The organism is Streptomyces sp. NPDC032472 (assembly GCF_040636955.1).
In the GTDB taxonomy this organism is placed as follows: domain Bacteria; phylum Actinomycetota; class Actinomycetes; order Streptomycetales; family Streptomycetaceae; genus Streptomyces.
In genome coordinates this window covers 1-19,720 of record NZ_JBEZVK010000038.1, presented here as the reverse complement: position 1 = coordinate 19,720, position 19,720 = coordinate 1, and the positions used below count along the sequence as shown (strand labels likewise).

Genomic DNA, 19,720 nt, shown 5'->3' with positions numbered 1-19,720 from the left:
CGGGCTCCAGGGTCCCGGGGGTTGGGAGTGTACGGGGCGGGTCGGTTGCGGTTACGTGCCGTGCGGGCTGGACGTGTTCTGGCCGGCGGGGAGGTTGCGGGTGGGCTGGGGGGCCTTGCCCGGAGTCGTTGCGGTCAAGCGCCGCTCGGGCTGCACGTGCCCGGCGCGGAGGCGCCAGATGCCCGGGCGGACCTCGCGGTGGTGGCCGTTGCCCTCGGACGCGGCGCGGGCCGCTCGGCGGGCGTACGCCTCCAGGCGTTGCTCGCCGAGCGCCCGGGCCACCTGGCGGGCCTGCTCGAAGCAGGCGGTGGAGGCTTCCGTGTCACCTTCCTCCAGGGCCAGCAGCGCGGTGGCCCGCAGTGCGTCGAAGCGGGCCCGGCCGGGGCCGGGGCACTGGGCCAGCGCCTGGTCCAGGAGTTCGCGGGCGCGGGCGTGGGCGCCCTCGTCCAGGTGCAGGTCCGCCAGCGAGGCGAGGGCCCGGCCGTGCTCCTCGTACGCGCCACAGTGGCGGGCGGTCAGCAGCGCCTGCTCGTAGTGCGTACGGGCGGTGGCCGTGCGGCCCTGCTGCCAGGCGAGGTCGCCGAGGGAGCGGAGCATCCGGGCTTCGGCGTGGCGGTCGCCGCTGCGGCGGGCCGCGTCCAGGGCCAGGGTGTGGGTACGGGCCCACTCGGGCCATGCCGCGCCCGCCTCCACCGGCGCGGTGAGGGCGTCCGCCAGCCGTACGACGCTGGCCCACAGGCCGGCCGCGTACGCCTCGGCGACCGCCCCGACGAGCGCGGCGGTTCCGGGCTCCGCGGCCCGCCACGGGCCCAGGCCCGGCCAGGCCGTGTCCTCCTGGGGCCGGGGCGGGGCTGCGGTCCGGGCGGCCGGTGCGGGGGGCTCCGGGGCGGTTGCCCACCAGGGCAGGTCGTACCCGTCCTGGGTGGTCGGGCGCGTGGCCGCGTCCACGTCGGGCTTCGCGGCATGCGGCACCGCTTGCGCGGGCCGGCGCGCTGCGGTGGAAGGGTGCCGCTCCGCGGCCTTTCCGGGGCCGAGGGGTGACGGCCTGGTGGGTCGGCCGGCTTGCTGCGCCGCGGGCGCGGTCCGGGCGTTCGCCGTGGCGGCGGGCTCGCGACGGAGTGCTGCCCGGGGCTTGGTCGTCGGGGGGCGGCCGTTCGGCGCCTTGCCGCTGATCACGTGCCGGGCCCCGGCCTCCACCGTCGCGGCGTCCAAGAGGGTGGGGTCGGCCGTGAGGATGCGGTGGTGGAGGTGTTTAAGGTGCGGGCCCGGTTCGATGGCCAGGTCCGCGACCAGGGTGCGGCGCAGCCGGGCGTAGGCCTCCAGGGCCTCGGCCTGGCGGCCGCAGCGGTACAGGGCCAGCATCAGCTGCCCGTGGAGTTCCTCGCGCAGCGGCTGCCCGGCGGCCAGTTCGCCCAGCTCCGCCACGAGTTCGTGGTGGCGGCCCAGCGCCAGTTCCGCCCGCAGCCGGGCGTCCAGGGCCGCGGCCCGGGTCTCGGCCAGCCGTACCGCGGCGGCCTCCAGCAGGGGGCCGTGCGGGGCGTCGGCGGCCAGGGGGCCGCGCCACAGGGCCAGGGCCCGGCGGTGGAGTTCGGCGGCGCCGGCCGGGTCGCCGGCGGCCTCGGCGGCGCGCCCGCGGGCGTGGAGCCGCTCGAACTCGGTCACGTCCAGGCGGGCCCGTCCCAGCTGCAGGGTGTAGCCGGGGGGCCGGGTGAGGAGGGTGCCCGGACCGTGGTCCGGGTCGGCCGCCCGCAGCACCTTGCGCAGCTGGGACACGTACACCTGGAGGGTGGTGGTCGCGGTGCGCGGCGGGTCCGCCGGCCACAGCTCGTCGATCAGCGTGCCCGCCGAGACCACCTCGCCGGCCCGCATCAGCAGTGCGGCCAGTACCACCCGTAGCTTCGCCGCCCGCGGGGCATGGCTCACCCCGGGGGCCTCGCCGGTGAGTTCCACCGGGCCGAGGAGCCCGAATTCCATCAGAGAGGCCGTTCCCTAGTCCCTAGGAGTCCTGGTCCTGGACCACGCGGGCGCGGGCGTCCGCGACCGGGCGGCCGTTCTGCGTCACCGTCAGCGCCGCCTCTCTCTCGCGCCGGTGCGCCCCCTCGCCGGACAGCACCGTGCAGTGCAGCGGCAGGTCGTCCGCCGCGTAGCCGGTGAGACGCACGTCGATGGAGCCGAGCACGGCCCGGTCCACGTCCACCCCGGCGCCGCTGCGTGCGGCGGCCAGCAGGGCGCTCTGGCGCATGCCTTCGAGGAGGAGCAGAGGGGACAGGCTGCCGCCGTTTCTGTCTTCGCCTCCGCCGTTGTCGCGACGTCCGCCTTCGCCGTTGTCCCGGCGTCCGGCTTCGCCCCGGCCCGCGAACAAGGGGTTGCCCGGTTGCGGCACGATCCAGGTCGACAGCCGGCCCGGTGCTGCAGGCTCGCTCAGGTCCTCGCGCACCACCACGTTGGCCTCGCTGCGCCGGCCCACCTCGGCGGCCGCCACCGGCCAGGCGCTCTCCTCGTACGAGGGCCCCTCCGCGGGGGCGTCCCGCAGGGCGCGCCGGCTCTGGGCGACGTGGCTGCGGTGCAGCGCCGGCATCAGGAAGACCAGGCCCGCGCTGCCGGTGGCGCACACCACGTCGTCGATCGCGGCCTCGAGGCGGAGCTCCAGTCCGCGCGGGACGCCTGCCAGGCTGTGGGTCGGGCGGACCGCCAGGCGGGTCAGCAGGCGGGCGGCGCGGCCCGCGTTCGAGGCCGGGGCCGTGCGCCAGGGGGCGGTGTCCGTGAGGTCGAGGGCGAAGCGGTGGAAGAGGCCCGGCCGGTCCCGGGGCACGCCGAAGTACTGGTGGCCGACGAACTCGCCGATCTCGCGGAGCGTGTCGGTCAGCAGCTGGGGGTCGTGGAGGTGGCCCGGGCCGTCGTTGAACAGGGGGTGCGCGGTCGGCAGTTCCCCGGCCAGGACGAAGTGCTCCTCGCTGCTGCCCGGGGCCTCCAGCAGGTACCGGTCCCATGACGGCGGGCAGTGGATGAGGTGGCGTACGGCCGTTCCGTGGCCCAGTTCCGCCACCGGTGCGTGTGCGGTGGCCGGTCCGCTCGTGAAGTCCGGTCCGCTCGTGGGGGCGGTGGTCGTGGACTCGACCGTCATGGTGTTCTCCTCGGGCCGGCGACGTCGTGCGGCGGCAGGCGGTACCCCGGCGCCGCGGCCGGGTACGCCCGGCCGCCGACACCAGCCCCCCGGCCCGGTCCTCTTGCAGGTCCAAGCGTGCAAAGCCGTGTCCGGTTCCTGCCAGCGCAGGCCGGTGACAGGAACCTGCACGGCAGATAGTTACGGGTTGCGCCCGGGGGGCCGGACCTGCGATGTCGGCGCTGGTCGCAGGCATGGGCGGGGGTGTGGGCCGGGGGCGTCGGGTGGGGGTGTCGGGCGGGGTGCGCGGGGGTCGGGGTGGGTGTGGGTGGGTGGGGGTGGGCCCGGTGGGTGCGGGGCGGTGCGCGGATAGGGGTTGAGGCAGGGGGACTGCGGCGGGCGGGCGCTGCCTACGCTCGGGCCGCATGGTCCGGGACGGTCTTGTTCGCTCCGGTTTCTTCGTTCTTCTTCCGTCTATTGCTCAGGGAGCGCCATGGCCGACGTCAGCAGCCGCATCGCGAGCCGGCGGGCCCGGACGGACCTCCTCGACCCCGTGCTGGGGGTGTTCAACCGGCGCTACGAGGACGAAGCCGCCGAGGCGGCGGCCCGGCTGGACGCCGCCGCGGCGGCCGGCGAGGACACCGGCCCGCTCCACGGGCTCGCAGTCGCCGTCAAGGACCTGATCGCTACCCGGGAGGCCCCCGTCACCGGGCACTCCCGCGTCAACGACCCGGCCTGGTACGCCGGAGCCGACGCCCCCGTCGTCGCACGGCTGCGCCGGGCCGGGGCGGTCGTGGTGGGCTCCACCACCCTCGCGGAGCACGCGCTCGGCCGGCCCGACCCGGACCTCGGCCTGGTGGTGCCGCGCAACCCGTGGGACCCGGACCGCTATCCCGGCGGGTCCAGCAGCGGCAGTGCGGCGGGGCTGCCGCACGAACTCTTCGACGTCGGCCTGGGTACGGACACCGGCGGCAGCATCCGTATCCCGGCCGCCCTGTGCGGGGTGACCGGGATCAAGCCGACGCCCGGGCTGGTGCCGGCGGACGGCTGCCTGCCGCTGGCCCGGAGTCTGGACACCGTCGGGACGCTGTCGCGGAGCGTGCGGGAGGGTGCCGAGACGCTGGCCGTGCTTGCGGGGCGGGAGCCTGGGGGTTTGACGTGGCAGCAGCCGGCCGGGCCGTTGCGGATCGGGGTGCCCGAGCGGGCCCTCGCCGAGTCCGGGCAGCTCTCGGAAGGGTGCAGCGCCGCCTTCGACGCCGCGCTGGAGGAGCTGCGGGCCATGGGCGCGGAGCTGGTGCCCGTGGAACTGCCCGAGCTGTATCCGCTGTTCGCCGCGCAGGTCATCACGTTGCTCGCCGAGGCGTACGAGGTGCACCAGGCGGGGCTCTCCGGGCGCTGGGCGGAGTACGGGCGGCCGTTCCGGCGGACCGTCGTCCTGGGCGGGTTGATCAGCGCGTCCACGTATGTGCGGGCGCAGCGGGTGCGGGACTGGGCGGCGGCCAACATGCGGCGTCGGTTCGCGGGGCTTGCGGCCGTTGCCACGCCTGCCTGGCCCGGTGTTGCGCCGCGGTACGACGATGCCGAGGGGCTGGGGGCGATCTCCTGGCTGCCGGGGCTGTGGAGCGGGGTGGGGTTCCCTGCCATTGCGTTGCCGATGGGGTTTGACGGCGGGCTGCCGGTGTCGCTGCAGTTGGCCGGGCTGCCCGGGAGTGACTTTGAGCTGGCTGGGCTGGCCGATGCGTATCAGCGGGGGAGCGGGTGGCACTTGCGGCGGCCTGAGGCGGTGCCGGTGCCTGGGCGGCTGCCTGCGCCGGGGCGGGCTTGGGCTGTGCCCGGGGTGGCCGGCGGTGTTGAGGGGGCCGGAGACAGTGAGGTGGGGCGGGGGCTCGGGGTGCGGTTGCGGGAGTTGGGGGTTGAGGTGGGGGCGCCGGAGCTGGACGCGTTGTGTGGGCAGTGGGCCCTGACGTCCATGCTGTTCGGGTTTCTGCCGGATCCCTTGCCGGGGGGGTGAGGGGGTGGGTGGGCCGGGCCTTGGGCCCCGGGCCGGGTTTATTTCCCCCACCCCGCCCCTTCCCGAAACCGGGGCCTGCGGCCCCGGGCCCCCTGCGGGGCCTGCGCCCCGCACCCCTTCGGGGGCTCCGCCCCCGGACCCCCGCGCCTCAAACGCCGGCGGGGCTGGATGGTGCCGGCGGGGGTGGATGGTGCCCGCGGGGCTGGATGGTGCCCGCGTGGGCTGGATTTGTGTTGATTTTTGCCGTTTGACCGAGCCTGAGGAGGCTTCCATGAGCTCTCGTCCCGCTACCGACAGTGTCTGGCTGCGTCGCTATGGTGACGCTCGGCCCGGGGCTCCGCGGCTGGTTTGTTTTCCGCATGCCGGGGGATCGGCCAGTTTCTACTTTCCCGTTGCGCAGGCTCTTGCGCCTGATGTCGACGTGCTTGCCGTCCAGTATCCGGGCCGTCAGGACCGGCGCGCGGAGCCGCTGATCGACAGCGTTGCCGTGCTCGCCGACCGGATCTTCAGTGAGCTTGCAGCCCTGCTGTCTGCCGAACCGGACGTGCCGCTGTACCTGTTCGGGCACAGCATGGGCGCCACCGTTGCCTTCGAGGTGACGCGTCGGCTCCAGGACGCTGCGCTGCCCGGGCCCGTGCGGTTGTTCGCTTCCGCGCGGCGTGCTCCCTCCCGTACCCGGGCCGACCGGGTGCACACCCGGGACGACGACGGGCTCATCCAGGAGCTGCGCCGGCTCAGCGGCACCGACGCCCGGGTCCTGGGCAACGAGGAGATCATGCGCATGGCGATCCCCTCCATCCGCAACGACTACCGGGCCGTGGAGACCTACCGGGCGGAGCCCGGTACCCGGATCGACACCCCGGTCTCCGTCCTCGTCGGCGACAACGACCCCACCACCACTCTGGCCGAGGCACGCGCCTGGGAGGAGCACACCACCGCCGGCATCGAGCTGCGGGTCTTCCCCGGGGGTGGCCACTTCTACCTCGCCGACCGGCCCGAGGAGGTTCTCGATGTCATTCGGGAGCGGGTGCTGGTGAGTGTGGTCGGGGCGGGGTGACCACGCCCCCGCAGTGCGCCCGGTCGGCTGTTAGGGGTCGGGCCGGGAACGGTAGGGGTCCGCAGATCAAGGCCGGGACCCTAGCGTGAAGTGAAGTTCCTGACGTCGCAAGGATTGGGAATCACGGTGAGCCCGAGAGCGTGGAGAGCGCTGAGTCATGGCGCGGACGACGCGGTCACGCTGGTGGTCGATTTCACCGGCAGTGGCCGCGAGCAGGCCCAGTTCGCCGACCTGGCCCCGCTCCTGGACCCGCCGCTGACCGTGTGGGCCAGCCTGCCGCCGATGCCGGCCGACGAGGTCGCCCGCACCGGCGGGGCCTACCTCGACTGGTGGCTGGCCGGGCTGCGGGACGCGGGCACCCGCGTCGCGGCCGTGGCCGGCTACTGCGCCGGTTCGGTCTTCGCCACTGCCCTCGCCGACCGGATCGGCGAGTGGCAGGAGCGGCCGCAGGTGATCCTGCTCGATCCCGAACTTCCCTCCTGCGAGGGGATGTTCCGGAACTTCCATGGGGTCGGGGGCACTCTCGCCGCCGTGCTCGACGAGGCGGAACTCGCGGCCTTCCATGCGGTGGGGCACCGGCTGGAGGAGCGGGGCGGCCCCGACGCGACGGGTGAGGTCCTCGCCTCCACCGGTCTGGTTCTGGAGCAGGCCTTCGGCGAGGCCGTCGCCACCACCGCCGAGCGCCTCGACCTCGACGACGACATCCGCGACGAGCTGTCCGGCGCCTTCAGCGCGCTCGTCGGCTACCTGACCGCGGCCGCCGACCTTGCCGACCCCGCCGCCTGGGCCGGGGCGAGCGCGGTGACCTCCGCAGCCCCCCGCCACCCGGTCGGCCGCGAGCTGCGCATCGACGTCCCCCACGACGACCTGCTGCGTGCCCCGGCCGCGGCCCGCGCCCTGAGCGCCCTGATCGCCTCCGACCGCCACCGACAGCCCGCGGGCAGGTGAACCACCCATGACCATCGCCACCACTGGCCGGCCCGTTCAGCCCGCTGCCGATTCCGCTGCCACCGGGCTCGTGCCGGAGTTGCTCGCCGCGCAGGCCCGACTGACGCCCGGGGCCACCGCTCTCGTGCACGGCGGCGCCGCGCTCACCTACGCGGAGCTCCACGAGCGTGCCGACCGGCTCGCCCGGTACCTCGTCGCGCGGGGCATCGGGCCCGAGGACCTCGTCGCCGTCGGGCTGCGCCGCTCCGCGGAGCTCGTCGTCGCCTTCCTCGCCGTCCTCAAGGCCGGCGCCGCGTACCTGCCGGTCGACCTCGACAACCCGCGCGAGCGTCTTGCGTACATGCTGGAGGATTCCCGCCCGGTCCTCCTCGTCACGAGCGGTGAGGGTGGTGCCGGCCTCGGTACCGCGGGTTCGGTCGTTCTCCTCGACGACCCGGGCACCGTCCGGGCGCTGGACGCCATACCCGCGCACCCCGTCTCCGACGGCGAGCGCCGTACGCCGCTGGATCTGGACCATCCCGCGTACGTCATCTACACCTCCGGCTCCACCGGCCGTCCCAAGGGCGTCGTGGTCACCCACCGGGCGCTGGCCGCCTACCTGGGCGACGCCCGCGCCCTGTACCCGAGCGCCGCCGGCAGCGCCCTGCTGCACTCCTCGGTCGCCTTCGACATGACCGTCACCACCCTGTACGCGCCCCTGCTGCACGGCGGCGCCGTCCGCATCGCCGCCCTGGAGGAGCCCGGCGGGCAGCAGGCCAGCCTGCTGAAGGTCACCCCCTCGCACATGGCGCTGCTCGACACCCTCCCCGACGGCGCGGCGCCCACCGGGCAGCTCGTCGTCGGCGGCGAGCAGCTGCTCAGCGAGGTCGTCGACACCTTCCGCCGCCGCAACCCCGGCGTCACCGTCGTCAACGAGTACGGGCCCACCGAGGCCGCCGTCGGCTGCTGCGTGCACGTCCTGGCCCCCGAGGACCCCCTGACCCCCGGCGCCGCCGTACCCATCGGCCGCCCCACCAGCACCACCCGCCTGCACGTCCTCGACGACCTGCTGCGGCCCGTCGCCCCCGGCACCCCCGGCGAGCTGTACATCGCGGGAACCCAGCTGGCCCGCGGCTACCTCGGCCGCCCCTCCCTCACCGCCGAACGCTTCGTCGCCGACCCGTACGGCCCGCCCGGCAGCCGCATGTACCGCACCGGCGACCTGGTGCGCGCCGGGGACGACGGGGTCCTTGAGTACCTCGGCCGCCTCGACGGGCAGATCAAGATCCGCGGCTACCGCGTGGAGCTCGGCGAGATCGAGACGGCCCTGCTGCGCCACCCCGACGTCGGCCGCACCGCCGTCACCGTGCACCGCGAGCCGTCCGGCGAGGTGCACCTGGTCGCGTACGCCGTCCCGGCCGCCGGGATCGACGTACTGGACGAGCGCCGGCTGCGGTCCCACCTCGCCCGGACCCTGCCCGACTACATGGTGCCGACGGCGTTCCTGACCCTGGACGCGCTGCCGCTGAACGCCAACGGCAAGCTCGACACCGCCGAGCTGCCCAAGCCGAAGTTCACCGCGCGCACCGCGTACCGGGCCCCCGAGACCCCCGAACAGGAGCTGCTGTGCTCCCTGTTCGCCCAGTTCACCCAGGCCCCGAAGGTCGGAGTCGACGACGACTTCTTCGCCCTCGGCGGTACCAGCCTCGGCGCCGCACAAGTCGTCGGCCGGGCCCGCAGACACGGGCTGCGCCTGAGCCTGCAGGACGTGCTCGAACACCGCACCGTCCTGCGGCTCGCCCCCGCCGACTCCCGCCCACCGCACCACCCCACTCACTGAGGAGATGGAACAAGGATGCAGCTCCTGCAGCTCGCCGGCATGGGATGGATCTCCCGCTCCCTGGGCGTCGCCGCCCGCCTCGGCATCGCAGACCACCTCGCCGACGGCCCCAAGACGGCCGAGGAGATCGCCGAACTCACCGAATCCCACCCCGACGGCGTGCTCTACCTGATGCGCGTCCTCGGCATAGTCGGCGTCTTCCACGAGAACGAGGACGGCACGTTCGGCCACACCGAGCTCTCGCAGCAACTGCGCGACGACCACCCGCGCTCCATGCGCTACTGGTGCGTGCTGGGCGGCGAGATGTACTACGACGTGTGGCGCGACCTGCTCACCACCGTCAAGACCGGCGCGCCCTCCTCCCGCTCCGAGTACGGCAGCTCCATCTACGCCTACATGGACCGCGACCCGGAGGCCGGCGAGGTCTACGACCGGGCCATGGCCGACATCACCCGCCCGGCCGCCGCCGAACTCGCCCGCGACTTCGACTTCTCCGAGATCAGCCACGTCATCGACGTCGGCGGCGGCACCGGCCACCTGCTCAAGGGCATCCTGTCCGCCCACCCCGACATCACGGGCACGGTCGCCGAGCGCGGCGACGTCGCCGCCCGCGGCGCCCGCATCCTCGCCGAGTCCGGTGACACCGACCTGCAGAGCCGGCTGTCCTTCACCGAGGCCGACTTCTTCACCGAGGTCCCCAGCGGCGCGGACGCGTACTTCCTCAAGAACGTCCTGCACAACTGGAGCCCCGAGAGCAGCAGCAAGATCCTGGAGAGCGTCCAGCGCGCCATGGTCCGCACGATCGAGGAGTCCGAGGGCGTCGCCGCCGAGCCGGTCCTCTTCGTCATCGAGCCGCTCCTCGGCCACGACAACGCCTCCGCCATCCGCTCCCTGTTCCAGATGGTCGTCTGCGAGGAGGGCACCCGCATCCGCGGCGAGGACGACATGCGCGCCCAGGCCGCCAAGGCCGGCCTGGAGGTCCGCTCCATCAAGAACCTCTCCACGGAGCACAGCGTCATCGAGTGCGTTCTGGCCCGCGACTGAACCACGAGCCATCGAGCCATCGAGCGACCGAGCGACCGAGCGGCTCGTGCCGCCGGAAAGGAAAACCCCATGTTGTGGGACAGCCGTTTCGAACCCATTGTCAGGCCGCACCTGACCTTCCTGCCCGACGACGCCGAATTCTCCGCGGACCTCGACCTGCGTGACTTCGGACTCGATTCGCTCGGCATCGTCGACCTGCTCATCGAGCTGGAGAACACCTACCAGGTCACGTTCACCGACGACGCCCTGGCCATGGAGACGTTCGCGACCCCCGGCTCCCTGTGGGCCACGCTCACCGGGCTGTTCGCGGCCGCGGCCTGAGCTCCGCCCGAGCCTTCGAAGGGCGCGGCAGCACTTGTGCTGCCGCGCCCTTCGGCGTGTGGTCACACCGGTCCGATAGGGGTCGTCAGGGGTGGTTCGGCCGCGTGGCCCGAAATAGCCTTGTCAGAGCGATCAATGTTTTCCGCATTTCCGTATTCCTGTATTTCTGTATTTTCGCATTTTCGTTTTCCCGTATCTCCCGTTCTTCCGCGAGGTGGACCACGTGTCGGCAGAGTCGAACGAACAGAAGCTCCTCGACTACCTCAAGCGGGCGACCGCAGAGCTGCGGGAAACCCGGCGCCGCCTGCACGAAGAGGAAAGCCGGCAACGCGAACCCATAGCCATCGTCGGCATGGCCTGCCGCTACCCCGGTGACGTCACCACCCCCGACGAACTGTGGGAGCTGCTCGCCGACGGCCGCGACGCCGTCTCCGCGTTCCCCGAGAACCGCGGCTGGGACACCGAGGGCATCTACGACCCCGACCCCGACGCACCCGGCAAGACGTACTCCCGGCACGGCGGATTCCTCGACCGCGCCGCCGACTTCGACGCCGACTTCTTCGGGATCAGCCCGCGCGAGGCCCTCGCCACCGACCCGCAGCAGCGCCTGCTCCTGGAGACCTCCTGGGAGGCCCTGGAGCGCACGGGCATCGACCCGCAGAGCGTGCGCGGAGCACACCTCGGCGTCTTCGCCGGCGTCATGTACCACGACTACGGCTCCCGCCTGAGCGACGTCCCCGACGACCTGGGCGCCTTCCTCGGCAACGGCAGCGCGGCGAGCGTCGTCTCCGGCCGCGTCGCATACGCGCTCGGCCTGGAGGGCCCGGCCGTCACGATCGACACCGCCTGCTCCTCGTCGCTCGTCGCCGTCCACCTCGCTGCCCAGGCCCTGCGCAACGGCGAATGCACCATGGCCCTGGCCGGCGGTGTCACCGTCATGGCCACCCCCGAGACCTTCATCGACTTCAGCCGCCAGCGCGGTCTGGCTGCGGACGGCCGCTGCAAGCCGTACGCGGAGGCCGCGGACGGGACGGGCTGGGGCGAGGGCGTGGGTGTTCTCGTCCTGGAGAAGCTCTCCGATGCACGGCGGAACGGCCACCGCGTGCTGGCCGTCGTCAGCGGCTCCGCCATCAACCAGGACGGCGCCAGCAGCCAGCTCACCGCCCCCAACGGGCCCGCGCAGCAGCGCGTCATCCGTCAGGCGCTCGCCAGCGCGCGGCTGACGGCCACCGACGTGGACGTGGTCGAAGGCCACGGCACCGGTACGAAGCTCGGCGACCCGATCGAGGCGCAGGCACTGCTCGCCACCTACGGCCAGGACCGGCCGGAAGGCCGGCCGCTGTGGCTCGGGTCGGTGAAGTCCAACCTGGGTCACACCCAGGCCGCGGCGGGCGTCGCGGGCATCATCAAGATGGTCCAGGCGCTGCGCCACGAGAGCCTGCCCATGACCCTCCACGTGGACGCCCCGAGCAGCCACGTGGACTGGGCGGCGGGCGCCGTGTCGCTGCTGACCGAGGCCCGGCCGTGGCCGGCGGGGGAGCGCGTCCGGCGTGCCGGTGTCTCCTCGTTCGGCATCAGCGGTACGAACGCCCACGTCATCGTGGAGGAAGCCCCGGCCGAGGAGCCCTCGGACGCGGCGGAGGCGGACGCCCTCCCCGTGGTGCCCTGGCTGATCTCCGCCAAGACCCCGGACGCGGTCCTCGACCAGGCCGCCCGTCTGCGCGAGTTCCTCGCCGCCCGGCCCGGACTGGACCTCGCGGCCGCGGGCCTCGCCCTCGCCACGCAGCGCACGCCGTTCCCCCACCGGGCGGCCGTCGTGGCCGCCGACCGCGACGGGCTGCTGGCCGGCCTCGACCAGCTGGTCGACGGGCAGAGCGCCCTGCGGGGCACGGCGGCCGGGGGCCGACTGGGCTTCCTGTTCACGGGGCAGGGCAGCCAGCGGGCCGGGATGGGGCGTGAGCTGTACGCGCAGTACCCCGTCTTTGCGGCAGCGCTGGACGAGGTGTGCGCCGCGCTGGATGCGCACCTTGAGCGACCGCTGAAGGACGTGCTGTTCGACGAGGATCCGGCTGATCTGAACCGGACCGAGTACACGCAGCCTGCGCTGTTCGCCATCGAAGTCGCTTTGTACCGGCTGGTCGAGGCGTGGGGTGTGCGTGCTGATGCGCTTGCCGGGCACTCGATCGGTGAGCTGGCCGCCGCGCATGTGGCCGGGCTGTGGTCCCTTGAGGATGCGGCTCTGCTGGTCGCTGCTCGTGGTCGGCTGATGCAGGCGCTGCCCGCCGGTGGTGCGATGGCCGCCGTCCAGGCCACCGAGGAGGAAGTGCGCGCCGTCCTGGGCGATGGCGTGGGGATCGCTGCCGTCAACGGGCCGACCTCGCTGGTCGTGTCGGGTGCGGAGGCCGCCGTCGAGGCCGTCGTTGCGCACTTCGCCGCGGCCGGACGGAAGACCAAGCGGCTCGTCGTCAGCCACGCCTTCCACTCGCCGCTGATGGAGCCGATGCTCGCCGAGTTCGGTGAGATCGCGGGTCGGCTGACGTACTCCGAGCCGAGCCTGCCCATCGTGTCCACGCTGACCGGCAAGCCCGCCTCGTACGAGGAGCTGTCCGACCCGCAGTACTGGGTGCGGCACGTCCGCGAGGCCGTCCGCTTCGCCGACGCCGTCACCACCCTGCAGCGCCAGGGCGTCACCACCTTCTTCGAACTCGGGCCTGATGCGGTGCTCACCGCCATGGCCGCTGAGTCCCTCGACGCGGGCGCCACCGCCGTCCCCGCCGTGCGCCGTGACCGGGCCGAGGCGCAGGCGATTGCCGAGGCGCTGGCCAGCCTCCACATCCACGGGGTCGCGGTCGACTGGACCGCCTTCCTCGGCGGCCCCCGCACCCCGTGCGAGCTGCCCACGTACGCCTTCCAGCACCAGCGGTACTGGCTCGACGCCGACGGCAGCGGCCTGCACGACGTGGCCGCGGTCGGGCTCGCCGACGCCGAGCACCCGCTGCTGGGTGCGGCCGTCGAACTGCCCGACTCCGACGGGGTCCTGTTCACCGGCCGGCTGTCGCTGCGCAGCCACCCCTGGCTCGCCGACCACGCCGTCGGCGGGACCGTCGTCCTGCCCGGCGCGGCCCTGGTCGACCTGGCCGTTCGGGCCGGCGACCACGTCGGCTGCGGGACCGTGCAGGACCTCACCCTCCAGGCCCCGCTGGTCGTTCCGGCGGACGCCTCGGTGCAGCTGCGCGTCCAGGTCGGCGGCGAGGAGCCGCGCAGCCTCGCCGTGTACTCCCGTATCGGCGACGAGCCGTGGATCCGGCACGCCGAGGGCTCGCTCGTCCCGGCCTCCGCCGCGGCGGCCCCCGAGGCCCTCACCGTCTGGCCGCCGGCCGGCGCCGAGCCGCTCGACGTCAGCTCCCTGTACTCCTCGCTGGCCGCCGCCGGGCTCCAGTACGGGCCGCTGTTCCAGGGCGTCACCGCTGCCTGGCGCGACGGTGACGCCATCGCCGCCGAGGTGTCGCTGCCCCAGGACACCGCCGTCGACGGCTTCGCCCTTCACCCGGCGCTGCTCGACGCCGCCCTGCACGGCATCACCCTGGCCGACCCGGCCAACGAGACCGCCGAATTGCCGTTCACCTGGTCGGACGTCACCCTGCACGCCACCGGTGCCCGCGCGGCCCGGGTCCGGATCGTGCCCGGCCGGGGCGACTGGACCCTGCACATCGCCGACGCCCAGGGCAGCCCGCTCGCCACCGTCGGCGCGCTCGCCCTGCGCGCCGTGGAGACCGCCGGACCGGCCACCGCGCAGGTCCGCGACCTGTACCGGGTCGCCTGGTCCCCGCTGCCCGCGGCCACGGAGCCTGCCGACGAGGGCGTGCTCGTCGAGGTCCCGGCCGGGGCCGGCGCCCACGAGGCCGTCGGATACGTGCTGACCCGGCTCCAGGAGCACCTGGAGACCGAGGACCGCCTGGTCGTCGTCACGCGTGGCGCCGTCGCCACCGCGGAGGGGGCGGACGTCGCCGACCCGGGGCAGGCCGCCGTGTGGGGCCTGGTCCGGGCCGCGCAGGCCGAGCACCCGGGGCGCTTCGTGCTCCTGGACGTCGACACCGACACCGCCACCGACGTTGCGGGCCTTGCGGCGCTGCCCGCCGGCGAGCCCGAACTCGCGCTGCGGGACGGGGAGCTGTTCGTCTCCCGGCTCGTCCGGACCACTCCGGAGGCAGATGCTCCTGCCGCCGACGCCCAGGCGCCGGTGTTCCGGGAGGGCGGTTCCGTTCTGATCACCGGTGGTACCGGTGGGCTGGGTGCGCTGACGGCCCGGCACCTGGTGGCCGAGCACGGGGTGCGGAGGCTGGTGCTGACCAGTCGTCGGGGTGCCGAGGCGCCGGGGGCTGTGGAGTTGGCTGCGGAGCTTGAGGCTGCGGGTGCGGCTGTGGTGCTGGCGGCCTGTGATGTCGCCGACCGGGATGCGGTGGCGGCGCTGCTCGCCGAGCACCCGGTGACTGCGGTGTTCCATGCGGCGGGTGTGGTCGACGATGCGACGATCGGCTCGCTGAGCGGCGAGCGCGTGGCCAAGGTCCTCGCGCCCAAGGCGGATGCCGCCCGGTACCTCCACGAGCTGACCGCCGGGCAGGAGCTCGACGCGTTCGTCCTCTACTCCTCCGCCGCCAGTACGTTCGACGGCTCCGGGCAGGGCAACTACGCCGCGGCCAACGCCTATCTGGACGGACTCGCCGCCCACCGGCGGGCCCACGGCCTGCCCGGGCTGTCCCTGGCCTGGGGCCTGTGGGACCCCGAGGCCGGCGGCATGGCGTCCGACCTCACGGCCGCCGACCTCCAGCGCATGGCCCGCACCGGTGTCCTGCCGCTGGGCAGCGAACGGGGCATGGCCCTCCTCGACGCCGCGCTCGCCGGGCCGCACGCCCAGGTGCTGCCCGCCGCCCTCGACACCCGCGCCCTCGAACAGCGCGCCCGCCGCTCCGACCTGCCCGCCATCCTGCGCGGCCTGGTCCGGCCCGCCGTCGTACGCCGCACGGCGGCCGCCGCCGACAGCACTGACGCCGGGCTCGCCGAGCGCCTCGCCGTGCTCGCCCCGGCCGACCGCGAGCGGCTCCTGCTGGACCTCGTACGCCGCCACGTCGCGGCCGTCCTCGGCTACTCGGGTGCCCACGAGGTCAGCCCGGACCGGCCGTTCAAGGAGGTCGGCTTCGACTCGCTGACCGCCGTCGAGTTCCGCAACCGCCTCGCCGGCGAAGCCGGGATCCGGCTCCCCGCCACGCTCGTCTTCGACTACCCGACACCGGCCGTGGTCGCCGACTTCCTCCGCATCGAGCTCCTCGGCGACACCGCCGACCAGCTCCCCGTCCCGGCCGCGGGCGCCGGTGCCGGGGCTACGGGCGCGGCCGGTGGCGACGAGCCGATCGCCATCGTCGGCATGGCCTGCCGCTACCCCGGCGGCATCACCTCCCCCGAGGGCCTGTGGCAGCTGCTCGCCGCGGGCGGCGACGGCATCTCGGCCTTCCCGGAGGACCGCGGCTGGGACACCGAGGGCATCTACGATCCCGACCCCGACGCCGCGGGCAAGACGTACTCCCGGCACGGCGGCTTCCTGCACGACGCCGCCGAGTTCGACCCGGTCTTCTTCGGGATCAGCCCGCGCGAGGCCCTCGCCATGGACCCGCAGCACCGGCTGCTCCTGGAGACCTCCTGGGAGGCCCTTGAGCGCGCCGGGATCGACCCGGCGAGCGCCCGGGGCACGGCGACCGGCGTCTTCGCGGGCGTCATGTACCACGACTACTCGGTCGTCCTGGAGCAGTCCGACCACCACAACACCGAAGGGTTCATGGGCGTCGGCGGCAGCATCGCCTCCGGCCGCGTCTCGTACGCGCTCGGCCTGGAGGGTCCGGCCGTCACCGTCGACACCGCCTGCTCTTCCTCGCTCGTGGCCGTGCACCTGGCGGGCCAGGCGCTGCGCAACGGCGAGTGCTCGCTCGCCCTTGCGGGCGGTGTGACCGTGATGTCGACTCCGGACACGTTCGTGGACTTCAGCCGCCAGCGCGGTCTGGCCGCCGACGGCCGCTGCAAGCCGTATGCGGAGGCCGCGGACGGGACCGGCTGGGGCGAGGGCGTGGGCGTCCTCGTCCTGGAGAAGCTCTCCGATGCACGGCGGAACGGGCACCGGGTGCTGGCGGTCGTCAGCGGCTCGGCGGTCAACCAGGACGGTGCCAGCAACGGCCTGACCGCCCCCAACGGGCCTGCGCAGCAGCGGGTCATCCGGCAGGCGCTGGCCTCCGCCCACCTGACCGCGGCCGATGTGGACGCGGTGGAGGGCCACGGCACGGGTACGCGGCTCGGCGACCCGATCGAGGCGCAGGCGCTGCTCGCCACCTACGGCCAGGACCGGCCGGAAGGCCGGCCGCTGTGGCTCGGGTCGGTGAAGTCCAACCTGGGCCACACCCAGGCCGCGGCGGGCGTCGCGGGCATCATCAAGATGGTCGAGGCCCTGCGGCACGAGACCCTGCCCATGACGCTTGGCGTGGACGCCCCCAGCAGCCACGTCGACTGGAGCGAGGGCGAAGTCAGCCTGCTGACCGAGGCCCGGCCCTGGCCGGCCGGGGAGCGGACCCGCCGCGCGGGTGTCTCGTCGTTCGGTATCAGCGGTACGAACGCCCACGTCATCGTGGAGGAAGCCCCGGCGACCGAGGAGGCGCCCGCTACGGCGGCTGCCGTCCTGCCGGTCGTGCCGTGGGTGGTCTCCGCGAAGAGCGCCGACGTCCTGCGCGAGCAGGCCGCGCGGCTGCGGGAGTTCGTGGCCGCACGGCCCGAGCTCGACCCGGCCGCCGTGGGGCTGGCCCTGGCGACCCAGCGGACGGCGTTCACCCACCGGGCGGCCGTGGTCGCCGAGGACCGCGACGGGCTGCTGGCGGGCCTGGAGGCCGTCGCCGCGGGCGCGGCCCCGATCGCGGGCACGGCGGCGGGCTCGGGCAACGCCTTCCTGTTCACGGGGCAGGGCAGCCAGCGGGCGGGGATGGGACGCGAGCTGTACGACCGGTACCCGGTGTTTGCGGCTGCGCTGGACGAGGTGTGCGCTGCGCTGGATGCGCACCTTGAGCGGCCGCTGAAGGATGTTCTTTTCGATGAGGATCCGGCTGATCTGAACCGGACGGAGTACACGCAGCCCGCGTTGTTCGCCATCGAAGTCGCGCTGTACCGGCTGGTCGAGGCGTGGGGTGTGCGTGCTGACGCGCTTGCCGGGCACTCGATCGGTGAGCTGGCCGCCGCGCATGTGGCCGGGCTGTGGTCCCTTGAGGATGCGGCTCTGCTGGTCGCCGCTCGTGGGCGGCTGATGCAGGCGCTGCCCGCCGGTGGTGCCATGGCCGCCGTCCAGGCGACGGAGGACGAGGTCACGGCCGTTCTGGCCGATGGTGTCGGGATCGCTGCCGTCAACGGGCCGACCTCCCTGGTCGTGTCGGGGGCCGAGGCCGCCGTCGAGGCCGTCGTCGCGCACTTCGCCGCGGCCGGTCGGAAGACCAAGCGGCTTGTTGTGAGCCATGCGTTCCACTCGCCGCTGATGGAGCCGATGCTCGCCGAGTTCGGTGAGATCGCTGCCGGGCTTGTCTACGACGAGCCCCGGCTGGCGATCGTGTCCACGCTGACCGGGCAGCCGGCCTCGTACGAGGAGCTGTCCGACCCGCAGTACTGGGTGCGGCATGTGCGGGAGGCCGTGCGGTTCGCCGACGCCGTCACCACCCTGCAGGAGCAGGGCGTCACCACCTTCTTCGAGCTCGGGCCGGACGCCGTGCTCACCGCCATGGCCGCCGAGTCCCTCGGTGAGGAGTCCGTGGCGATCCCCGCGGTCCGCCGTGACCGCTCCGAGGCCCAGGCCCTGACCGAGGCCCTCGCCCGCCTGCACGCCCGGGGGATCGGTGTCGACTGGCCCGCGTTCTTCGGCGCGGCCCGTACCGGGGTCGTGGACCTGCCCACGTACGCCTTCCAGCACGCGCACTACTGGCCCGCTCCGGGCACGCGCGCCGGGAACGTCGTGGCGGCCGGTCTCGCCGAGGCCGGGCACCCGCTGCTGGGTGCCGCGGTCGAACTGCCCGACTCCGACGGGGTGCTCTTCTCCGGGCGGCTGTCGCTGCGCACGCACGCCTGGCTCGCCGACCACGCCGTCGGCGGGACCGTCATCGTCCCCGCCGCGGCCCTGGTGGACCTGGCGATCAGCGCCGGCGACCACGTCGGTGCCGGCGCCCTCCGGGACCTCGCGCTGTCCGCGCCGCTGGTCCTGGAGGAGAGCGGTGCTCTCGCTCTGCGCGTCCAGGTGGGCCGGCCCGACGAGGCCGGGCAGCGCCCCGTCGGCATCTACTCGCGCGCCGAGGACGCCCCCGACGCCGAGTGGACCCGGCACGCCCACGGCGAGCTGGTGGACCACCGTCCGGAGGCCGGGTTCTCGCTGGCCGCATGGCCGCCGGCGGGCGCCGAAGCGATCGACGTCAGCTCCCTCTACGAGGACCTGGCCGCGACCGGCCTGCAGTACGGGCCGCTCTTCCAGGGCGTGACCAGCGCCTGGCGCGACGGTGACGCGGTCCTCGCCGAGGTGTGCCTGCCGCAGGACACCTCCGTCGACGGCTTCGCCCTGCACCCGGCGCTCCTCGACGCCGCCCTGCACGGCATCTCCCTCGACGCGAACGACAACGGCGAGGCCGAACTGCCCTTCACCTGGTCCGACGTCACCCTGTACGCGTCGGGGGCCGGCTCCCTGCGGGTGCGGATCACGCCCACCGGGCAGGGCCGCGGGTTCGCCCTGCAGCTCGCCGACGCCCAGGGCGCCCCCGTGGCCGCCGTCGGCGCACTGTCGCTGCGGCCGGTGGCCGCGGGCGAGCTGTCCGGCGCACGCCGGTACTCCCGCGACGCCCTCTTCCACGTGGAGTGGGTCCGCGAGACGTCCGCCGAGACCGTGACCGTGCAGAACGCGACCGTGTACGAGGTTCCGGACACTGATGCGGTCGTGGCGGTGCTGGGTCGGGTGCGGGAGTGGCTGGCCGATGAGGCCGCGTCGCAGGGGGCCGGGCCGCTGGTGGTCCGGACCCGGGGTGCGGTGGCGGTGCGGGCCGGTGAGGACGTCGCCGAGCCGGAGACCGCTGCGGTGTGGGGCCTGGTGCGTTCCGCGCAGGCCGAGCACCCGGGCCGCTTCGTCCTCCTCGACGCCGAAGGCGATCTCGACTCCGACGTGCTGTCCGTGCTCCCTGCCGGGGCTCCGGAACTTGCGCTGCGGGAGGGGGAGTTCTTCGTTCCCCGGCTGGCCCGTACGACCCCGGAGCGGGTCGAGGGTCCGGTGTTCCGGGAGGGCGGGACCGTTCTGATCACCGGTGGTACCGGTGGGCTGGGTGCGCTGACCGCCCGGCACCTGGTGGCCGAGCACGGGGTGCG

At 74.1% G+C, this 19,720-nt stretch carries 9 protein-coding genes; 7 read left to right on the top strand and 2 right to left on the bottom strand.

Features of this window, described 5'->3' with window-relative positions; translation table 11 throughout:
- Positions 1-51: 51 nt before the first annotated feature.
- Both AB0F11_RS24320 and AB0F11_RS24315 read right to left on the bottom strand, forming a co-directional pair.
- Positions 52-1,974: a BTAD domain-containing putative transcriptional regulator gene (locus AB0F11_RS24320; protein WP_362177437.1), complete on the bottom strand. Its 1,923-nt coding sequence runs from the start codon at positions 1,972-1,974 to the stop codon at positions 52-54.
- Positions 1,975-1,996: 22 nt separating this feature from the next.
- Positions 1,997-3,124, bottom strand: a complete 1,128-nt coding sequence (locus AB0F11_RS24315) for an AfsA-related hotdog domain-containing protein (protein WP_362177434.1) — start codon at positions 3,122-3,124, stop codon at positions 1,997-1,999.
- A gap of 472 nt (positions 3,125-3,596) precedes the next feature.
- Here AB0F11_RS24315 and AB0F11_RS24310 point away from each other — a divergent pair, with 472 nt between their 5' ends.
- From AB0F11_RS24310 to AB0F11_RS24280, 7 genes are all read left to right on the top strand, one after another.
- Complete coding sequence (locus AB0F11_RS24310) at positions 3,597-5,114, top strand: amidase (protein WP_362177431.1); 1,518 nt, start codon at positions 3,597-3,599, stop codon at positions 5,112-5,114.
- 271 nt (positions 5,115-5,385) lie between these two features.
- On the top strand, positions 5,386-6,171 hold the full coding sequence (locus AB0F11_RS24305; protein ID WP_362177429.1) for an alpha/beta fold hydrolase: 786 nt from the start codon (positions 5,386-5,388) through the stop codon (positions 6,169-6,171).
- A 126-nt stretch (positions 6,172-6,297) separates the two neighbouring features.
- On the top strand, positions 6,298-7,119 hold the full coding sequence (locus tag AB0F11_RS24300) for a hypothetical protein (RefSeq protein ID WP_362177426.1): 822 nt from the start codon (positions 6,298-6,300) through the stop codon (positions 7,117-7,119).
- Between the two features lie 7 nt (positions 7,120-7,126).
- Complete coding sequence (locus AB0F11_RS24295; protein WP_362177422.1) at positions 7,127-8,938, top strand: non-ribosomal peptide synthetase; 1,812 nt, start codon at positions 7,127-7,129, stop codon at positions 8,936-8,938.
- Between the two features lie 15 nt (positions 8,939-8,953).
- Positions 8,954-9,982, top strand: a complete 1,029-nt coding sequence (locus tag AB0F11_RS24290; RefSeq protein ID WP_362177419.1) for a methyltransferase — start codon at positions 8,954-8,956, stop codon at positions 9,980-9,982.
- A gap of 69 nt (positions 9,983-10,051) precedes the next feature.
- On the top strand, positions 10,052-10,303 hold the full coding sequence (locus AB0F11_RS24285) for an acyl carrier protein (RefSeq protein ID WP_362177416.1): 252 nt from the start codon (positions 10,052-10,054) through the stop codon (positions 10,301-10,303).
- A 223-nt stretch (positions 10,304-10,526) separates the two neighbouring features.
- Positions 10,527-19,720: SDR family NAD(P)-dependent oxidoreductase (locus tag AB0F11_RS24280; RefSeq protein WP_362177413.1), on the top strand; the 9,194-nt coding region annotated here is incomplete at its 3' end.

Bases quoted from the DNA above. Each gene is read 5' to 3' on its own strand.
- AB0F11_RS24320 (WP_362177437.1), bottom strand. From the start codon at position 1,974: ATGGAATTCGGGCTCCTCGGCCCGGTGGAACTCACCGGCGAGGCCCCC.
- AB0F11_RS24315 (WP_362177434.1), bottom strand. From the start codon at position 3,124: ATGACGGTCGAGTCCACGACCACCGCCCCCACGAGCGGACCGGACTTC.
- AB0F11_RS24310 (WP_362177431.1), top strand. From the start codon at position 3,597: ATGGCCGACGTCAGCAGCCGCATCGCGAGCCGGCGGGCCCGGACGGAC.
- AB0F11_RS24305 (WP_362177429.1), top strand. From the start codon at position 5,386: ATGAGCTCTCGTCCCGCTACCGACAGTGTCTGGCTGCGTCGCTATGGT.
- AB0F11_RS24295 (WP_362177422.1), top strand. From the start codon at position 7,127: ATGACCATCGCCACCACTGGCCGGCCCGTTCAGCCCGCTGCCGATTCC.
- AB0F11_RS24290 (WP_362177419.1), top strand. From the start codon at position 8,954: ATGCAGCTCCTGCAGCTCGCCGGCATGGGATGGATCTCCCGCTCCCTG.
- AB0F11_RS24285 (WP_362177416.1), top strand. From the start codon at position 10,052: ATGTTGTGGGACAGCCGTTTCGAACCCATTGTCAGGCCGCACCTGACC.